Below are 18,039 nucleotides of genomic sequence, written 5' to 3' on the forward strand. Positions count from 1 at the left end.
TTTTGCATAGGTAGAGGAATATGAAAGTACTGGTCGCGGTAAAACGTGTGGTGGATTACAACGTAAAAGTGCGCGTAAAAGCTGATGGTTCTGGGATGGATCTAGCGAACGTAAAGATGTCCATGAACCCATTTGATGAAATAGCCGTGGAAGAAGCCATTCGCCTAAAAGAATCCGGCGCGGCTTCAGAGGTGATCTTGGTGTCAGTGGGAGTCAGCAAGTCCGAAGAGACTTTGCGTACAGGGCTCGCTATGGGAGCCGACCGAGGTATCTTGGTTGAAGTAGGTGAGCAGGCAGTGGAGCCTTTGGCGGTGGCTAAGATTTTGAAATCTGTGGCTGAGTCAGAGCAAGTCAGTCTGGTGATTCTTGGCAAACAAGCCATTGACGACGACTGCAATCAAACCGGTCAAATGTTGTCGGCGTTACTGGATTGGCCCCAAGGCACCTTTGCCTCAGACGTGGATATAGCAACTCCAGACAAACTGAAGGTGACACGCGAAGTAGACGGTGGTCTGCAAACCTTGCAATTAACCTTACCTGCCATCGTCACAACGGACCTTCGGTTGAATGAGCCGCGATTCGCCTCCTTGCCCAATATTATGAAGGCTAAAAAGAAGCCCCTAGCCAAACTCACTTTATCGGATCTGGAATTGTCGGAAGACATCATTCAACCAAGGTTAACCATCACGAACACCGAAGCACCTGCACCGCGTCAAGCAGGCATTCAAGTGGCTAGCGTCGATGAGCTGCTTGATAAGCTTAAACATGAAGCCAGTGTGCTGTAAGGGGGATAAGGAATGACAACATTATTGATGGCAGAACATGACAACCAAACTCTATCTGAGCATACCGCCAAGGCATTGACCGCCGCTCAAAAAATGGGCCCTGTCGACATATTAGTCATGGGCGATCAATGCGAAAGTGTGGCGGAGCAAGCTTGCCTGCTTCAAGGGGTGGGGAAAGTGCTTGTCGCTCAACACCCAGACTTGGCCCATCAACTGGCTGAAACCACAGCGCAAGTTCTATTAGCCTGCGGGCAAGGTTACAGTGCCATCGTTGCGGCGGCGACCACCACCGGTAAAAACACCTTGCCACGTGTGGCAGCCAAGCTTGACGTGATGCAAATCTCAGAAGTGATTGAAGTGCTGGGTAGCGATACCTTTAAGCGTCCTATCTTCGCTGGAAATGGCATCCAAACGGTGACTTCCAATGATACGGTCAAAGTATTAACGGTACGCACTTCGAACTTTGAAGCGGCAGGTAAGGGCGCAGCATGTCCGATTGAACACCTATCCGTAACTCTGGAAACAGGACATTCAGCTCATCTATCAGATCAATTATCCGAATCCGATAGACCAGAGTTGTCTTCTGCTAAGAAGGTTATTTCTGGCGGTCGTGCACTGGGATCAGCGGAGAATTTTCAGACATTTATCTTACCGGTAGCCGATAAGCTAGGCTCCGCAGTAGGGGCCTCCCGGGCGGCGGTTGACTCGGGCTTCGCCCCTAATGATTGGCAAGTGGGGCAGACCGGCAAAGTGGTCTCCCCTGATCTATACATCGCCTGCGGTATTTCGGGGGCCATTCAGCACCTTGCAGGGATGAAAGACTCTAAAGTCATCGTAGCCATTAACAACGACGATGACGCCCCTATTTTCCAAGTGGCAGATTACCGGTTACAAGAGGATTTGTTTAAGGCTTTACCTGAACTGAGTGCGAAGCTGTAATCCTTAAATGGTATATGAGCGCCAAGCGGCGACCATTAAAAAGCCCCTAGCGTGGATGCGCTAGGGGCTTTTTTGTAAAAGGGTTCGCGTTCCCTATAAGCTCTGCTAAATTGGTGGCACTCTCAATACATTAGTGGAGCATAGGCAATGCTGGAATCCGTTAAGCGAAACAAGGATGTGCTGATCGTTTTAGCGTTGGTGGTCTTTGCTTGGGTAGGCGTTGTGGATCAATACGCAGAGCAGTACATCAATGGGTCTTTGGTCTCCGCTGGGGCATCGTTTGGTATTGCGCGGCTGTTTAATGCAACGGTTTCTGTCTTGTCTACCATTACCCTAAATGTGCCGATTGTGGGGTCGGTGCAAATTGGTCAGTTATTAGATCCATTGAACGACTTGGTGGAGGACTTTTCCTCGGTGATGAAGTACGCCATCTCGTCTTTATTGATTCAGAAATTTCTCGTAGAGATTCTCCAAACCCTTCATTTCAAAGTGTTTTTGTCCCTTTCTGGTGTGATGTATCTGGCTACTAAGTTTGTTTGGACGAGCCATCGTGTGCTGGCCTATAAGGTGTTTTTGTTCGCGGTGATTTGTAAGTTCTCGATTGCCATGGTGGCGGTGGCTAGTAGTTGGGTGGATGAAGCCTTTCTCGATGAGGCAGTACAGAAAGAATACGCCACCTTGGAGGCGTTTCCTGCTTCCCCTGATAAGTTGGACCAAGCACTGGATTTATCCCAAGAAATTAAAGCCCAAGTCGCCACAGAGTTGGAAGCAGAGCAAGCCAAACAACAGCTATTGGTGCAACAACGCCAGCGTCTAACCCTAGAAGAATCGGATCAGCTTGCCCAGATTGATAGGGTGGAAGAAGCCCTAGTGACTGCAGCAGAAGGACGCTCTGGTTTCAGTGGTTTATTCGAGAAAACAACCCAGGAGCGAGCCTTGGAGCGCCAACGTAATCGTTTGTTGGCTCAATTGCGCCGTATTCAAGGGGATTTGGATCGGGTCGAAAGAGACTTGGATGATGTGGAAGATGACATGTCAGACTTGCAAGATCGCTTAGAGGGAAAGGTGAGTACTTTCGCAAGCATTCGCGATGGCTTCAGTCGCATGACCATGGCCGCCAAAGATAAGGTGACAGGTTATGTTGACACCCTCAATCAGTCCATAGATCACTTCTTAAATTTAATTGCCTTATTTGTGTTAAAGACCATTATCATTCCCCTGCTGTTTTTGGTGATTATGTATAAGGTGTTTGTGCGCCTCTGGGGTATGACTCCGAGATCAGCTGTCGCTAAGGCCCACCAAGCGGTGAAAGAAACCCGTGAATAAATATGACGACATGGCCTGATCGCATCGGCCATGTCGTGTGACCTGCGTTAATCCAATAAGGATGGATCTTGGGCGATCATCAGGGCTTTCATTTCTTCGAAGTGCTGGCGTGAGAAGTCTTCGATTTTTTCCCAATCTTGAGCGGTTTTTTCTGCCACTTCGTCAGATAAGACATTAAGCGGCTGACCCGTTGAAAGGGCGGTCACCATGATCTGACAAGCTCGTTCTAGTGTCCAAATATCATCAAAGGCGACACCTACATCTGTTCCAGTCACCATGACACCATGGTTGCCCATTAATAGGCGACTATTGTCCTTTAACAAGCTACACAGGCGTGCGCCCTCTTCCACGGTATCTGCCATGCCGTCAAACATGGTGTCCACTGACACTCGGTTAAAATAGCGGGCAGTGTTTTGGTCGATGGGCAAAATGCGCGGATCTTTCAGGGTGGATACGGCAGTGGTGTAGACCGGGTGAAGATGCATGGCAACGCGTACATGGGGTAAACGCTGATGCAGTTGTCCGTGGATCGACCAAGCGGTGGCGTCCACTTCTGGGCGTTCTGCGGTGGAGGCGTCGTCGGCATCCAGCAACAGTAGTTCACTGGCTTTGACACGGGAGAAGTGCTTCCACTTGGGATTGATTAAAAACTGTTTGCCGTCTTCTGATACGGCAGCGCTGAAATGGTTCGCCACGGCCTCGTGCATGCCAAGGTGAGCAACAATGCGAAGGGAGGCGGCGAGGTCGATGCGAATCTGTTCTTCGGTTGAGAGGGCCATATCTGTCTCCAAAATGCGCGCTCAAGGTGAGCGCGCGGGTACTGCTGGGGGGTTATTTAGGCATCAGTTCTTCTAGATCTGCTGCCGTTGGCGCTTGGAAGTTGTACTTCTTCAGCAGCGCGGCGTATTCAGGGGTTTTGCTGAATTTCTCTAGACCTTCAATCAAGGCTTGTTTCACTTCGTCGTTGCCTTTTCTCACACCGAATCCGTTTAGAACAGCGTAGATGATGGTGTCGGAAGAAATAACGATACGGTTACCTAGTTTATCTACCACACCACGAGCTACGGCAGCATCGGTGATTTGAGCTTCTACCGCACGAGATAGCATGGCTTGAGTGGTTTGTGGGTCCGTTGGGTATTCGCTGATGGCAATGGGCTCTAGTCCGTTTGCTTCACAGTATTCTTTGGACAAGGTTTGAATCTTTTTCAACCAAGCGGTGCCGGCCATGGAGCCGATTTTGTGGCCACAGAAATCTTCTGGGGTTTTAGGCTGGTAGTCGTTGCCTTTTACCGCAAGGATGGAGACACCACTTTTAAGGTAAGGAATCATGTCGATGACTTTTAGGCGGTCAGCTGTGATGTACATGGACGAGTTGGTGATATCAAAACGACCACCACGCAGACCTGGGATAAGGTTCGCCCAGCGGGTATCGATGTTTTCCGCTTCACGTCCCATCACTTTCGCAAGACCGTCTAGAAATTCGATGTCGAAGCCAGCGGGTTTGTTGTTGTCCATGTATTCGTATGGGAAGAAGGTAATGTCAGATCCGGCAATGATTTTGCCTTCTTCTTTGAATGCTAGAGCACTCATAGACGACACAGCCAGTAGGGCGCTCACTGTGCCAACGGCAACCGAGCGAAGAGTTGAGCGAGCAATACGATTCTTAAACATCTTGGTGGTTCCTTTTGTGTGATTTTAATTATTCAGCGATTGAGTCTTTGCCAGCTTGCTGGACAAAAAACGAAGCGCCTTTGGGTTTTTGTGGCAGTTTTAGGGTATTGGGAGTGCTGCGAATTTCGCCGCTTTCTTTACCCCAAACAAGGGTGCCAGTGTGAAGACTCGGCAGTGGGTTTTCGCCGAAAGGCAGGGCATCTTCGGCGGCAAACACACTGATAAATAGGGTCCGCGGGAACTCTGTTTCATTCGGGCTTGAAGCATGCAGCAGACGGGTGTGCATAAAGCAAACGGAACCAGATGGACCGTAGCAAGAGACTGGGTTTTGACAGTATTCTTGTTCGATTTCTGGCTTCACATAACCCGTGAAACGCTCATTGTTCCAGTGTGAAAATAGGGTGCCTTTGTGGCTACCTGGGATCACCTGAAGGGGGCCGTTTTCTGGCGTCACATCACTGATCATCAGCAAGCAGGTCACTAGGTCATCATTACTATGAGGCGTAAATGGGAAGTCCTGATGCCATTTCACTTGCGTGGCAGTGTGAGGCAATTTGGAGTTGATTTTGCTGTGGTGCAAGCGTGCTCCATGACCGCCAATTAATTGACCTGCCATTTGCGCAACTTTTGATTCCAGCGCCGTGCGTTTAAAAGCTTCGGAAATCTCGGTCGGTGACGTGACGCGGCGCAGAGACGGGTGCTCTGGGGTATGGTCTTCTTCAATATCAAAGCGTGCACGACCGTCGATGGTGTCGCCCCAAGGTGCATCGTGGGAGCGGCTTTCCTCGACCCAAGCGTCAAAGTCCGCTTGTAAGTCTGCGACTTCTTTGTCAGTCAATACTGCATTGACAACGAGGTAGCCTTGTTCGTGGTACTGGTCTATTTGCCATTGTTCAAGCATGAAATACTCCAATCTGTTTCGGTTGAGCCGTTATGCTAGGGAAACGTCTTTAAGGAACGCTTCAATTCTTGGGTTGTTGCCTTCTCTGAGTACCGCTGGGGCGTCGTCACATACGATGCGACCTTGCTCCATAAAGACCACTCGATCAGAGACTTTAAAGGCGAAATTCATTTCGTGAGTGACGATCACCATAGTGATACCTTCCTGGGCCAGATCCTCGATGACCTGTAGCACTTCGTTTACCTTCTCTGGGTCGAGGGCTGAGGTTGGTTCGTCAAACAGCATGATTTGAGGACGCATCATCAAGGCACGGGCAATGGCAACACGTTGCTGTTGACCGCCAGATAACTGGTGTGGGTACTTCCAAACGTGCTCTAGCATTCCTACTTTGTTGAGAAGCTGGAAGGCCTGCATTTCTAACTCTTTGCGGGAGCCCATTTTGTGGTAGCGAGGGGCCAGCATTAGGTTTTCCAGCACGGTAAGGTGTGGGAATAAGTTGAAACTTTGGAACACCATGCCAATGTTTCGACGCAGGCTAGATTGCTCGACAAACTTGGTTTTATCTGGGCCATGGCGCAGCAGTTTCAAGAAGGATTGACCATTCAAATGGATCTCACCGTTGTCCAGTTGCTCCAAGCCATTCATTAGGCGAATAAGGGTGGTTTTGCCTGAGCCAGAGGGGCCAATGACGGAGACCACTTCACCAGAATTGATACTTAGGTTGACCGAGCCAAGTACTTCAACATTATTAAAGGCTTTGTGAAGCTTAGAGGCTTGTAGGGCTGGACCATCAAAGCTAGGCGCTTGAGAAACCGCTGGGGCTGGCGCACTTTTTACTTGTTCGATCAGTTCAGCAGAAGGTTGTTTAGTCTTGGTGTTTTTAGTGACGTCCAAGTAGTTCTCTAAACGATTAAGTAAGAAGTCGAACACAGTGACAATGGCAACATAGTAAATGGCCACGGCTGCCATGGTTTCTAATACTAGAAAGTTTTGGGTGTAAAGGCGTTGTCCCACCATTAGGACTTCTGTGAGAGAGACAACCGACACAAGGGACGTCAGTTTCACAATAGAGATGTACTCGTTGGTCAGCGCCGGCAAAGCAACCCGTAAAGCCTGAGGAATGACCACCAGCCATTGGGCTCCCACAAAGCGAATGCCAAGGGCTCTCGCCGCTTCACCTTGTCCTTTGGGAATGGAAAGTAAGCCCCCTCGATGGATCTCTGCCACGTAAGCACTTTCACACATGACCATGGCAATCAAACCCGCCCAGAAAGGGTCAGCTAAGATAGCGGCGCTGGCTGGGAAGACCTGAGGCATGTTGTAGACAAAGATCAACAACACCAGCAAAGGTAAGCTTCTGAATAACCAGATGTAAAATTTTGCGGGACCACTGAGCACGGCATATTTAGATTGCTTACCGAGCGCGAGTACGAAACCGACAATGATACTTAACACCCAGCTTGCAATACTGAGCTTAATTACAGTCCAGCTTGCCCACCAGAAGTCTGACAAGCTAAACAAACTGAACAGATAGTCCCAATCGAACATCATAGATTTGCCACCTTACTTTCAAAAAATGCATTAGAAGTTGTTGTCTGTCATAGCAATAAAACTCCTAATCTGTGCAATCACTATGTAGGCAGATCGGGAAGACTGGCAATTAGTATTTTCTTGGTTTCTAGTTTTAAAAAAACTATCTAGTACCTGGGGGTAGACCTATAAAAAAATTATGCACCGCGGTAGACAAAGGCGTTGTCACAAATGAAAAGAATGCCCCGTTTTAGAGCATTAAAATGATGATGAATTGGCATCTCGGATAGGACGTTTTTTGCTGCTTAATAATTTTATTCTTATAAATCAGCATCTTAATGTTATTTAAAAACTTTTAAATAGGCGGTGGCATTTTGGTTGCTAAATAAAAATCTATTCAATTCATATGATAAACAATATTTTGTAAATTAATCGGGGTGGTGTATGAGATATTTTACGTTGAAGCAATTGCACTATTTTACGACGGTCGTGGAGACGGAAAGCATTGCTGAAGCGTCACGCAAACTTCACATCGCACAGCCTTCCATTTCGATTGCAATTAAGAATCTAGAAGATTCATTTGGGCAGCAATTATTGATTCGACATCATGCCCAAGGGGTGTCTCTGACACCCAGTGGTCGTCGCTTTTATAACAAGGCAAGGGAGCTACTCAGGTTTTCCCATGAGTTTGAGCAAAATACCCTAGCTGACAGTGAAACCACCAGCGGAAAAATATCCATAGGCTGCTTCGAGTCCGTTGCACCTCTGTACATTCCAAAGTTGATTGCAGGTTTTAAAGCACAATACCCAGACATCGAAATTCAAATGCGCGATGGGGAGCAGCACGAAATCATGGTGGGCTTACACCGTGGGCAGTTTGATATGGCGTTCTTGTACGATTTGGAATTGGATAATTCTATTCAGAAGGAAATCCTTAATGCACCACACAAGCCTTATGCTTTATTGCCAGCCAATCACCCCCTCGCGACAAAACCTAGTGTTACTTTAGCGGAGTTAAGCCGAGAGCCTATGGTGCTATTGGACGTGATTCCGAGTCGCAACTATTTTCTTAGCATCTTCACCGAAAAGGGGCTGCATCCAGAAGTGGCTTACACATCGCCTTCCATTGAGATGGTGCGTTGTATGGTGGGGCAAGAACAGGGCTTTTCTGTACTGGTGACGCGCCCATGTAGCAAAACCACATACGATGGTAAGGCGCTGGCCTATGTGGATATTGAAGATGAAATGGAAAGCTCCACTCTGATCATGGCGCACTTAAAGACCAATGAACCAACAAAACCTGCGCAATTGTTTATGGATTATTGTCGCTCTGTGGACTTGGATTTCACGGGGGGCAAGGCTTAAATATGGGGATTTCATCTTCATAAAAATTGAGCTAGAAGAGTGCTAGGTTAATAATTTTTCTATTTAGATCGTATATTTATAATAATTTACTGAGGTTATGCGCTGCCCTAAGCTGATTTTACTCTCTATTGAGAACCTATTTAATCCGCATATAAAGGCGCGTATACATGACACACACTATCCAGAACATCGATACCCTTATCGTAGGAGCGGGTCAGGCAGGGATCGCTATGAGCGAGCACCTGACTCGTCAGCAGGTGCCTCACCTTGTCCTAGAAAAAAGCCGTATTGCGGAAGCATGGCGCACTCGTCGGTGGGACTCTTTGGTCGCCAATGGCCCAGCTTGGCATGACCGTTTTCCTGGAATGGAGTTTCCAAACGCACATCCTGATGCCTTCGTTAAAAAAGACAGCGTAGCGGATTACTTCGAAGCCTATGCTGAAAAGTTCGAAGCACCTGTGCGCACGGGGGTCGAAGTGTTGAGCGTGTCACAGACCGAAGGTGTCAGTGGTTTTGAGGTGGAGACGACTGACGGGACTTACCATGTACAACGCATCGTCTCGGCCACAGGCCCATTCCAAACGCCCATTATTCCTGCCATAGCACCCAAGGTTCAGACCGGTCTAAATCAAATCCATTCTGCGTCTTACCGTAACCCAGAGCAGCTCCCTGAGGGTGCCGTCATGGTGGTCGGTGCTGGGTCGTCTGGTGTGCAAATTGCGGATGAGCTTTTACAGTCTGGTCGTGATGTCTACTTGTCTGTTGGGCCCCATGATCGTCCGCCTCGTAGTTATCGAGGTCGCGACTTTGTATGGTGGTTGGGGGTGTTAGGCCTTTGGGATATGGCTGCAAATGAACCGGGCAAAGAGCATGTAACGATTGCTGTCAGTGGCGCACAAGGTGGCAAGACCATTGATTTTAGAGAGCTGGCGCAAGCAGGCATGAAGCTAGTGGGGCGCACAGAGTCCTTTGCTGATGGGCGAGTACGCTTTGCCAACGACCTTGCGACGAATATCCGTGGCGGCGATGCTAACTATCTTTCGTTGTTGGACCAAGCTGATGCTTACATTGCGAAAAATGGCTTAGATTTGCCAGAAGAGCCAGAAGCTCGCCAACTTTTACCTGACCCTGAATGCATGGCTCAACCAACCTTAGAGCTTGACCTAAAGGAAGCGGGGATTACTACCATTATTTGGGCCACGGGCTACTCCACAGATTACGGTTGGTTAAACAGTATTGATGCCTTTGATGAGCAAGGTAAGCCAGAGCATCATCGTGGTGTGTCCAAAGCATCGGGCGTGTACTTTTTAGGGTTACCTTGGTTATCCCGTCGCGGTTCTACCTTCATTTGGGGTGTTTGGCACGACGCGAAATACATCGCCGATCAGATTGTGATCCAGCGCCAATACCAACATTACACAGATCAAGAAGTTTAGGAGCTGCTACCATGCCAACTCATACTCGTATTCGCATGTTCAATACTAAAGAAACCTATCCCAACCAGTCCCTGGACAATGATTTGTGCCAAGCGGTTGTGGCGGGAAACACTGTCTATGTGCGTGGCCAAGTAGGCACCGATTTTGAGGGGAACCTAGTGGGTTTGGGTGACCCACAAGCCCAAGCAGAACAAGCGATGAAAAACGTGAAGCAACTGCTGGAAGAGGCGGGTAGTGACTTATCCCATATTGTGAAAACCACTACTTATATTACCGATCCGCGTTTTCGTGAGCCGGTATACCGTGAAGTGGGGAAGTGGTTGAAGGGCGTATATCCGATTTCCACTGGTTTGGTCGTTGCTGGCCTTGCTCAGCCTCAGTGGCTGATGGAGATCGATGTGATCGCCGTTATTCCAGACGCTGAATAAGAAGGGACTATTTATGACTATTTCAATAACTGCCATGTGTCCTGATTCGGGGCAATTAGGTATCGCCATCAGTTCATCAAGCATTGCCGTTGGCGCACGCTGCCCTTGGCTACAGGCAGGAGTTGGTGCGGTCTCGAGCCAAAACATTACCCTGCCAGCGTTAGGGCAGAAAACCTTAGAGAATTTGGCTAAGGGGCTGACCTCTGATCAAGCATTAAAAGCCGCCTTGGCTGAAGATAAGTTCAGCGCTTATCGCCAAGTCACCGTGATTGACACCCAAGGCAAAGCTGCTTGTTTCAGCGGTACGGAGACCTTGGGTATTCATCACATGAAAGCTGGCACAAATTGTGTGGCGGCGGGCAATATGTTGTCTGAAACGTCTGTCATTGAAGCCATGGTTGAAGCCTTTGAGCACTCCACTGGGGAGTTGAGTACACGGCTTTTAATTGCTTTAGCTGCTGGTGTTGAGAGTGGTGGTGAAGCCGGTCCAGAGCATTCTGCTGCCCTCAAGGTTGTTGACGACTACACTTGGCCTTTGGTTGACCTAAGGGTGGATTGGGCTGACCAGGACCCTGTCGGCGAGCTGGCGAAACTTTGGCAGGATTATGAGCCGCAAATGTTGGCTTATGTGACACGGGCGTTAGACCCTCGCAAGGCGCCAAGCTATGGCGTCCCAGGAGACGAATAATGACGGGTGAAGCCGGCATAGCTCATGCAGATGTGCATGAGCTGCTCAGCAAACTGCTTAGTTTTGATACCACCAGCCGAGAGTCTAATCTCGCCTTGATTCAGTTTGTGCGGGATTACTTGCAAGGCTTGGGGGTGGAGAGTGAACTGATCTTCAATGAAGAAGGAAGTAAAGCCAATCTCTACGCTCGTTTTGGGCCCGCAGGAGATGGCGGCGTTATGTTGTCTGGGCATACTGATGTGGTGCCAGTAGATGGTCAAAACTGGACCTTCCCTGCATTTGAGCTGACAGAGCACGATCAAAGATATTACGGTCGTGGCAGCACTGATATGAAAGGCTTCATCGCCTGTGTGCTTGCGGCAGTCCCCATGTTTCTCAATAAAGAGCTACGTATGCCGGTGTACTTGGCTTTTTCCTACGATGAAGAAGTTGGCTGTTTGGGGGTTAGAAGTCTAATTGATCACCTTAAGGCATCCCCTGAAAAACCAGCTCTGTGCATCATTGGTGAACCGACTTCCATGAAGCCTGTGTATGGGCACAAAGGAAAAGTAGCCCTTCGTTGTAAAGTGCATGGTAAGGCATGCCACTCGGCCTATGCGCCAGAAGGCGTGAATGCGATCGAATACGCGGCACAGTTAATAGGTAAGCTCTCCAGCCTAGCGGAGCCCCTCAGTAAGCAGCTGGATGAGCGCTTCGATCCCCCTTACAGCACAGTGCAAACGGGTGTGATTAAAGGCGGGGCGGCCCTAAATATCGTCCCTGAGTTCTGTCAATTTGATATGGAGATGCGCTACCTTCCAGGTGTGGATGCTGCAGCGACCTTTAATACTCTGGCGGATTATGCCAAGGGCACTCTAGAGCCGAAAATGCAGGCGGTTGCCCCAGAGGCTAGCATTCAGTTCGAATCGATCTCTGCTTACCCACCGCTGTTGACGGATCAACAGTCAGAATTCGCCCAATGGCTGGGTCAATGGGCTGAGAGTCAGTCTTACCAAACGGTGGCTTTTGGGACTGAGGGTGGGCTGTTTGATGAAGCCGGTGTGGCCACTATGGTGTGCGGTCCAGGCAGTATGGACCAAGGTCACAAGCCAGACGAATATGTTGAGATCGACCAACTAAAACACTGCTGTCGCATGTTGGAAAATCTTTGTTCTTGGCTGGATACTTCTGATGGGCTTTAAGTAGGCCATTCCGCATTATTTAAGGTAAAAATCTTCTGTTTATTTAATGAAGTTAGTCATCTGATGGACGATAACACTCAGCAGTCGTGTCGTCCTAAATAGATCATTATTTAAGCGGATTTTTACCATAGTTCCCCACTATTTTTTACGTTAGAATGCCGCAAATTTTGAAGTCTGTAGGTCTCTTTAGGGTTTAAGTTGTAATCTATATCTCCTAACGTACTACACTTTACTTTTTCTTGTCATGAAGCCCTTATAGCATCGCTATTTAGGTTTCGTGTCTTACTCATTTTGCCGATTCGGACGTAATTAATGCTCAAGCAAACCTTGTTGCCAATTTGGAGTCTTTTGTTTGGTGTGGCCATCATCACCATGGCAAGTGCACTGCAAAGCTCTTTGATTGGTATTCGTGCCTCTATTGAGTCGTTTAACACCACAGCCACTGGTTTGATTATGTCATCCTATTATGTGGGCTTTATCTTGGGGTCTTTGTTGGTACCAAGATGGGTGAAAAACGTTGGTCATATTCGAGTGTTTGCGGCGGTAGCGTCCTTGGCATCTATTACCATCTTGATGCAGTCTGTGGTGGTAGACCCTTGGTTCTGGATGTTGATGCGTATGGGAACCGGCTTGTGTTACGCAGGCTTGTTCATCGTGACCGAGAGCTGGTTAAACGCTATCGCCAGTAATACCACCCGTGGGCGTTTATTTTCGATTTATATTATTGAGATCTGGGCCAGCCAAACCCTAGGCCAGTTCTTACTGAATGCGGCCTCTCCAAGCGGATACGATTTGTTTATCCTTACCTCGGTACTGATTTCCATGGCTTTGGTGCCCTTGCTGTTGGTGCGAACGCCATCGCCAACCATTGAGGTACCAGAAAAGCTCAATTTGCTAGGCTTGATCAAGACGGCACCGTTAGGGGTGACGGGGGCCTTTGTGGCAGGGGTGACCTCTGGCGCCTTGCTGGGCTTAGGGGCTCTGTATGCCAAGTCTATCGGACTTAATATTGCTGAAATCTCCTTGTTCATTGGTGCCAGTTATGTGGGGGGGATGTTATTGCAATGGCCCATTGGTATGTTGTCAGACCGCCAAGATCGGCGTGTGACGATTTTGTTGGTGGGCATAATAGGCGCGATTACCGCTATGATCGTTCCTTTGGGTAACGCCAATGGAAGCTTTGTCTTGATGATGGTGGGGATGTTCTTTGTTGGGGCGTTTACTTTCCCCATGTACGCTCTTTCTTCCTCTCATATGAATGATCAGCTGCGCCCAGAGCAAGTCTTATCAGCAAGTAGTGGCTTGATCCTTTTAAATGGTGCCGGAGGGGTATTAGGGCCGTTAATTGCATCTGCGGTGATGGATATTTTCCGTATAGATGCTTTATTTATGTTTATCGCGCTGATGAACCTATCGGTGGCCCTATTTGCTATTTACCGCATTCAAAACAAACCACCAATGATTATCGAAGAGCAGGGGGACCACGTTCACGTGGGCTTGAGTGTCTCTTCGGTTGTGGCTGCGGAAATGTTGGTGGACGCAGATTCCAGTTCACCTGCCCCAGAGCCAGAATCCAATGAAGTTGAGATTAAGTTGTAATCTCGATCTGTTCTTATTTTGCCCCTTGTCTTTATAAAGTAAGGGGCGCCTTCCTAAAAATGGGCTATATGTCCTGAATGCGCATCAGCGAAACTATTTGTTGCGCATTTTTTTCCAAACGGTAGCACACCTCATTGGCGTGCTAGGTTACTATTTTGATGAAAGGTTTAGCGAAATGAGTTGCGGTTAGGGCTCATGTTGTATGTGATGTAACTGGCATGTAATGTGCTTGAGTAAAGACGTTAAAATCGAAAGTCGCTACAAATCAATGAAAAGGGTTTTATTGGTTTGCGTTCGGGTGATTCAAAATGTCACTTGATCAATGTTATTCTTAAGTGGTCTGCCGTGCTTTATTTTTTGGCGACCAACGCATCGGTTCTAAAAGGAAAAATTATGATTCGTAAATGTTTGTTCCCTGTTGCTGGCTATGGAACGCGCTTTTTGCCTGCTACTAAGTCTATGCCTAAAGAAATGCTACCTGTCGTGAATAAGCCGTTGGTGCAGTACGGTGTTGAGGAAGCGGTAGAAGCGGGATTGGACAATGTTACCTTTGTTACAGGTCGAGGTAAGCGTGCTATTGCAGACCATTTCGATATCAGCTACGAGCTTGAGCATCAAATTGCTGGTACAGCAAAAGAAGAGTACCTAGAGGGTATTCGTGGCTTGATTGATAACGTTAACTTCTCATTCACTCGTCAGCACAACATGCTGGGCTTGGGCCATGCCATCTTAACTGGTGAGCCGTTGATTGGTGATGAAGCTTTTGGTGTCGTGTTGGCGGATGATTTATGCATCGGTGAAGACGGCGAGAGTGTGATGGCGCAAATGGTAAAACTGTACAAACAGTTCCGTTGTTCTATCGTGGCCATTCAAGAAGTGCCAGAAGAAGAAGTACATAAATACGGTGTGATCGCTGGTGATTCCATGATGGAAGGCTTGTTCCGCGTGACGGACATGGTGGAGAAGCCTAAGAAAGAAGATGCACCGTCTAACTTGGCGATCATTGGTCGTTACATTTTGACCCCAGATATTTTTGACAAAATCCGTGAAACACCCCCAGGTGCTAATGGCGAAGTTCAAATCACGGATGCTATCTTGCGCCAAGCGAAAGAAGGTTGTGTCTTGGCTTACAAATTCAAGGGACGTCGTTTTGACTGTGGTAGTGTTGAAGGTTTCGTTGATGCCACTAACTACTGCTTTGAAAACTTCTACAAAGCTTAATTGGTAGCTTGTTGTGTACGAAAAAGCCAGCAGATTTTGCTGGCTTTTTTATGTTTTTCAAATGCTTAGGGCATTTTATTTGTTCAAGTGCTTGTTTAATAATGGTAACAAAGACTTGAATAGACGTGGGTTCGCACACAAAACGTTCCCGCTTTCGTAGTTTGGTGACCCATCAAAACCAGCAAACAGGCAACCTGCTTCTTTGGCAATGAACAAAGGTGCTTGTACTTCCCACTCACGTAATTCTAGACCCCATGCAGCATCTAGGCGACCTGCAGCAACGTTGGCAAGCATTAATGCTGGCGCATCGTGAAGTACCGCACGGGCACCTTTCATTGCGAGTTCGTTAAGGGCTGCGAATTGGCCTGTTGCGTAATCGATAGTGGTTTCAGTGCCTGGGAACTGAGAGCCTAGTGTTGTGCCCTCTAGAGAACGGGCAGCACCAGTACGGATGCGAGAGTTATTTAGGTAAGCGCCACGACCTTTGCTGGCGTAGAATTCGTCACGGGTTGTCGGATTTAGGACAACGGCGTGTTCCACTTTACCTGCAACCACATAGCTCATTGTGATCACGTAGCCAGATAGCCCTCGTGAGAACAAGTGTTGCCCTTGGATAGCGTCAACAATCCACTCACCTTCAGTACCTTCTTGTACTGTGCCTTGTAGACGTGTGGTGATGGTGTCAGCTGGGTAGGCTTTTGCCAAATGGTGAACGATAGTCTTTTCCGCGCCAGTACAAACGTTGTTGTACACTTCTGTTGCACTTTGACCTTGTTCTTTGTCGAACAAGAATTTTTCTTGAGCGTGGATGATGAAGTCGGCAGCAGTACGCGCTGCTTTCATAGCGACGTTAATTCGAGGTTGCATAAGATACCAATGTTGAACCAATAGGGCAGCCTCTGCCTGATAAGGCAGGAAGTTGCAGTTAAAGTGTTAAAGAGCGAAATGGGCTTTTGGCCGCATATTATGGGCGCGAATTCTAGCGGAATTAGTGCGGCTTATCCAGTTAAAAAATGGTTAAATTCTGTTCAAAATACACGCAACCTAAAATTCTTTGATACCATACCCTTTTTCGACTGACAGAATTTAGGTGTAACTCATCTTATGCAACAAAACGTTAAAATCGTCTTAGTAAATACCTCCCATCCGGGCAATATTGGCGGTGCCGCGCGTGCTATGAAAAACATGGGGTTGAGCGATTTAGTGTTGGTCGAACCCAAGCTCTTTCCCCATGAAGAGGCCACAAGCCGAGCGTCTGGAGCGACGGATATTCTTGAAAATGCCACGGTTGTCGCAACGCTTGAAGAAGCCATTGCAGAGTGTCAGTTGGTGATTGGCACCAGTGCTCGCGAGCGTCATATTCCATGGCCTTTGGTGGATCCTCGCCAAGCGGCAAATCTTGTGTTTGAAGAGTCTCTTAATACGGCTTTTGTGTTTGGTCGTGAAGATCGTGGGTTAACTAATGAAGAGTTGCAGCGCTGTCATTACCATGTGCATATCCCATCCGTCGAAGGCTTTAGCTCGCTAAACTTGGCAGCGGCAGTACAGGTTATTGCTTATGAATTACGTATGCAGGAGCTGAGCTTAAAAGACGCGCCCATTGTGAAGAGTAAATGGGATGTGCCCGCTGCCACGTCAGAGCAGGTGGACTTCCTATTGGACCATTTAGAAAAAGTGCTGGGTGATATTGAATTCTTAGATCCTAAAGCCCCGCGTCAAGTCATGACTCGCTTTCGTCGCTTGTTTCAGCGCTCCAAGCTGGACCAGCAAGAAGTGGGGATGCTACGTGGCATGTTGACGTCGATTGAGCGCCAAGCAAAGTAATCTTTTATGTTTGGGGGCATGCCCCTGACTGAACGAAAATGATCCTTGTAAGTTAAGCCTAAGGCCTGATATCGACCTGCTAGTGAAATCAGGTCGTTGAGCTTTATGGCTTAACTTGCTTGGCTCTTTTCATGACTTTGAATAAGCCATTATTAGAGGATACTCCAAGCTTGCGAAAGGCACTGTTTTTCTGGGTGCTGATAGTTTTGACGCTACGATTAAATTTTGCAGCAATTTCAGATATGGTCATTCCAGTCAAAAAGCAGCGTATCACCTCCTGCTCACGGGCAGACAAGGTCGACAGTAACGGATGAGCATTGTCGTAGGATCCTTTTGAAGAGAGTTTGTTTTTGTAATTCGTCTCAGACAGTTTGTAAGACATTTCCGAGCTCAAATACGTGACGTTAGAGGCCACTTGTCGAATCGCTTTTGGGAAGTTTGAGAGACCTTCGTTTTTACTGATAAAACCGTGAGCTCCCACTCTGAGTATCAGTGATACGTTAGCAAGAGTGTCATGGGCAGAAAGAACCAATATTCGACAATTTGGGAAACGTGTTCGAAAAGAGCGAATAAGTGATACACCATCAAGCTCTTTATGACCCAGAACAAAATCCAACAGCAAGACGTCAATGGAGGTGCTACCCGCTGCCTGCATCAACTCGTGGCTGCTCTCAAAATCACCAACAATCTCTATATCTGGGAACTTATTAAGGTAATGGATTAGGCCCTGACGAACAACTTCATGGTCGTCAAGTAACGCAACACGTATAGGCTTCATGGTGTTCAGCTGTAATGATGGCAGGAGTGAGACCCAAGAGGCTTTTCATAAGATTAGAAGCTCCAGGGTAGCTTAAAATAGCTACTACATTAATCAAACGTCATTTGTGAGCACAATAACAAAATAGCCCACCAATTCTGGTTTTACTCGTACAAAATCGCTCAATAAAGGGCTGGGCTCTCGTGGAAATGGGCTGATTCGTCTTCAAGCTTGGCTTGCAAAAGCACCTTGTCTATAAGGTCTGCTAATGGCAATTTAAGAACAGTCCTATATTTTTCTGCTGCCATTCTTAATAGATTAGCGCTTGAGGTTGCAGCGCTTTTCTCAAGCTGTCTGTGGCCTATGTACAAGTAGGATGTACTAGCCC

Annotated in this window: 17 protein-coding genes; 11 read left to right on the top strand and 6 right to left on the bottom strand. The window is 47.8% G+C overall.

What is annotated here, in order from left to right; translation table 11 throughout:
• Nucleotides 1–20: 20 nt before the first annotated feature.
• The 3 genes from ACZ5DR_RS08735 (at nucleotide 21) to ACZ5DR_RS08745 (ending at nucleotide 3,050) form a co-directional block, all read left to right on the top strand.
• Entirely contained in the window at nucleotides 21–785 is a 765-nt protein-coding gene (locus ACZ5DR_RS08735) for an electron transfer flavoprotein subunit beta/FixA family protein (protein ID WP_377368504.1), read from the top strand.
• Nucleotides 786–797: 12 nt separating this feature from the next.
• A complete protein-coding gene (locus tag ACZ5DR_RS08740; protein WP_377368502.1) occupies nucleotides 798–1,724 on the top strand; it encodes an electron transfer flavoprotein subunit alpha/FixB family protein in 927 nt (308 codons plus the stop codon).
• A gap of 147 nt (nucleotides 1,725–1,871) precedes the next feature.
• Complete coding sequence (locus tag ACZ5DR_RS08745; protein ID WP_377368500.1) at nucleotides 1,872–3,050, top strand: hypothetical protein; 1,179 nt, start codon at nucleotides 1,872–1,874, stop codon at nucleotides 3,048–3,050.
• Between the two features lie 47 nt (nucleotides 3,051–3,097).
• Here the strand turns inward: ACZ5DR_RS08745 and ACZ5DR_RS08750 are convergent, their stop codons facing one another.
• The 4 genes from ACZ5DR_RS08750 to ACZ5DR_RS08765 are packed head-to-tail and all read right to left on the bottom strand — an operon-like array spanning nucleotide 3,098 to nucleotide 7,173.
• Nucleotides 3,098–3,829 carry a class II aldolase and adducin N-terminal domain-containing protein gene (locus tag ACZ5DR_RS08750; protein WP_377368498.1) on the bottom strand — a complete coding sequence of 244 codons (732 nt, stop codon included), beginning with the start codon at nucleotides 3,827–3,829 and terminating at the stop codon, nucleotides 3,098–3,100.
• Nucleotides 3,830–3,881: 52 nt separating this feature from the next.
• On the bottom strand, nucleotides 3,882–4,721 hold the full coding sequence (locus tag ACZ5DR_RS08755) for an ABC transporter substrate-binding protein (protein WP_377368496.1): 840 nt from the start codon (nucleotides 4,719–4,721) through the stop codon (nucleotides 3,882–3,884).
• Nucleotides 4,722–4,749: 28 nt separating this feature from the next.
• Nucleotides 4,750–5,622, bottom strand: coding sequence for a phytanoyl-CoA dioxygenase family protein (locus ACZ5DR_RS08760; protein ID WP_377368494.1), 873 nt, complete (start codon nucleotides 5,620–5,622; stop codon nucleotides 4,750–4,752).
• Between the two features lie 30 nt (nucleotides 5,623–5,652).
• The gene (locus ACZ5DR_RS08765; RefSeq protein ID WP_377368492.1) at nucleotides 5,653–7,173 is read right to left on the bottom strand and encodes an amino acid ABC transporter permease/ATP-binding protein; all 1,521 of its coding nucleotides are present in this window, start codon (nucleotides 7,171–7,173) and stop codon (nucleotides 5,653–5,655) included.
• Between the two features lie 423 nt (nucleotides 7,174–7,596).
• Between ACZ5DR_RS08765 and ACZ5DR_RS08770 the strand changes: the two genes are divergently transcribed.
• The 7 genes from ACZ5DR_RS08770 (at nucleotide 7,597) to galU (ending at nucleotide 15,070) form a co-directional block, all read left to right on the top strand.
• On the top strand, nucleotides 7,597–8,517 hold the full coding sequence (locus ACZ5DR_RS08770; RefSeq protein ID WP_377368490.1) for a LysR family transcriptional regulator: 921 nt from the start codon (nucleotides 7,597–7,599) through the stop codon (nucleotides 8,515–8,517).
• Between the two features lie 167 nt (nucleotides 8,518–8,684).
• A complete protein-coding gene (locus ACZ5DR_RS08775) occupies nucleotides 8,685–9,953 on the top strand; it encodes a flavin-containing monooxygenase (protein WP_377368488.1) in 1,269 nt (422 codons plus the stop codon).
• Between the two features lie 11 nt (nucleotides 9,954–9,964).
• A complete protein-coding gene (locus ACZ5DR_RS08780) occupies nucleotides 9,965–10,381 on the top strand; it encodes a RidA family protein (RefSeq protein ID WP_377368486.1) in 417 nt (138 codons plus the stop codon).
• Between the two features lie 13 nt (nucleotides 10,382–10,394).
• Nucleotides 10,395–11,069, top strand: a complete 675-nt coding sequence (locus tag ACZ5DR_RS08785; protein WP_377368484.1) for a DUF1028 domain-containing protein — start codon at nucleotides 10,395–10,397, stop codon at nucleotides 11,067–11,069.
• Nucleotides 11,069–12,250, top strand: a complete 1,182-nt coding sequence (argE, locus tag ACZ5DR_RS08790; protein WP_377368482.1) for an acetylornithine deacetylase — start codon at nucleotides 11,069–11,071, stop codon at nucleotides 12,248–12,250. The genes ACZ5DR_RS08785 and argE overlap by 1 nt, the downstream gene beginning before the upstream one ends.
• Nucleotides 12,251–12,562: 312 nt before the next feature.
• Nucleotides 12,563–13,849 carry an MFS transporter gene (locus tag ACZ5DR_RS08795; RefSeq protein WP_377368480.1) on the top strand — a complete coding sequence of 429 codons (1,287 nt, stop codon included), beginning with the start codon at nucleotides 12,563–12,565 and terminating at the stop codon, nucleotides 13,847–13,849.
• Nucleotides 13,850–14,242: 393 nt separating this feature from the next.
• Entirely contained in the window at nucleotides 14,243–15,070 is an 828-nt protein-coding gene (gene galU / locus ACZ5DR_RS08800) for a UTP--glucose-1-phosphate uridylyltransferase GalU (protein WP_377368478.1), read from the top strand.
• 75 nt (nucleotides 15,071–15,145) lie between these two features.
• Here the strand turns inward: galU and ACZ5DR_RS08805 are convergent, their stop codons facing one another.
• Nucleotides 15,146–15,937, bottom strand: a complete 792-nt coding sequence (locus tag ACZ5DR_RS08805) for an inositol monophosphatase family protein (protein ID WP_377368476.1) — start codon at nucleotides 15,935–15,937, stop codon at nucleotides 15,146–15,148.
• Between the two features lie 237 nt (nucleotides 15,938–16,174).
• Here ACZ5DR_RS08805 and ACZ5DR_RS08810 point away from each other — a divergent pair, with 237 nt between their 5' ends.
• Nucleotides 16,175–16,894 (top strand): RNA methyltransferase, encoded by a 720-nt coding sequence (locus ACZ5DR_RS08810; RefSeq protein WP_377368474.1) that lies wholly within the window; start codon nucleotides 16,175–16,177, stop codon nucleotides 16,892–16,894.
• A 103-nt stretch (nucleotides 16,895–16,997) separates the two neighbouring features.
• On the opposite strand, the gene ACZ5DR_RS08815 is transcribed toward ACZ5DR_RS08810, so the two are convergent.
• Entirely contained in the window at nucleotides 16,998–17,672 is a 675-nt protein-coding gene (locus ACZ5DR_RS08815) for a response regulator transcription factor (protein ID WP_377368472.1), read from the bottom strand.
• Nucleotides 17,673–18,039: the final 367 nt, after the last annotated feature.

This window comes from Marinomonas vaga, from assembly GCF_055388305.1.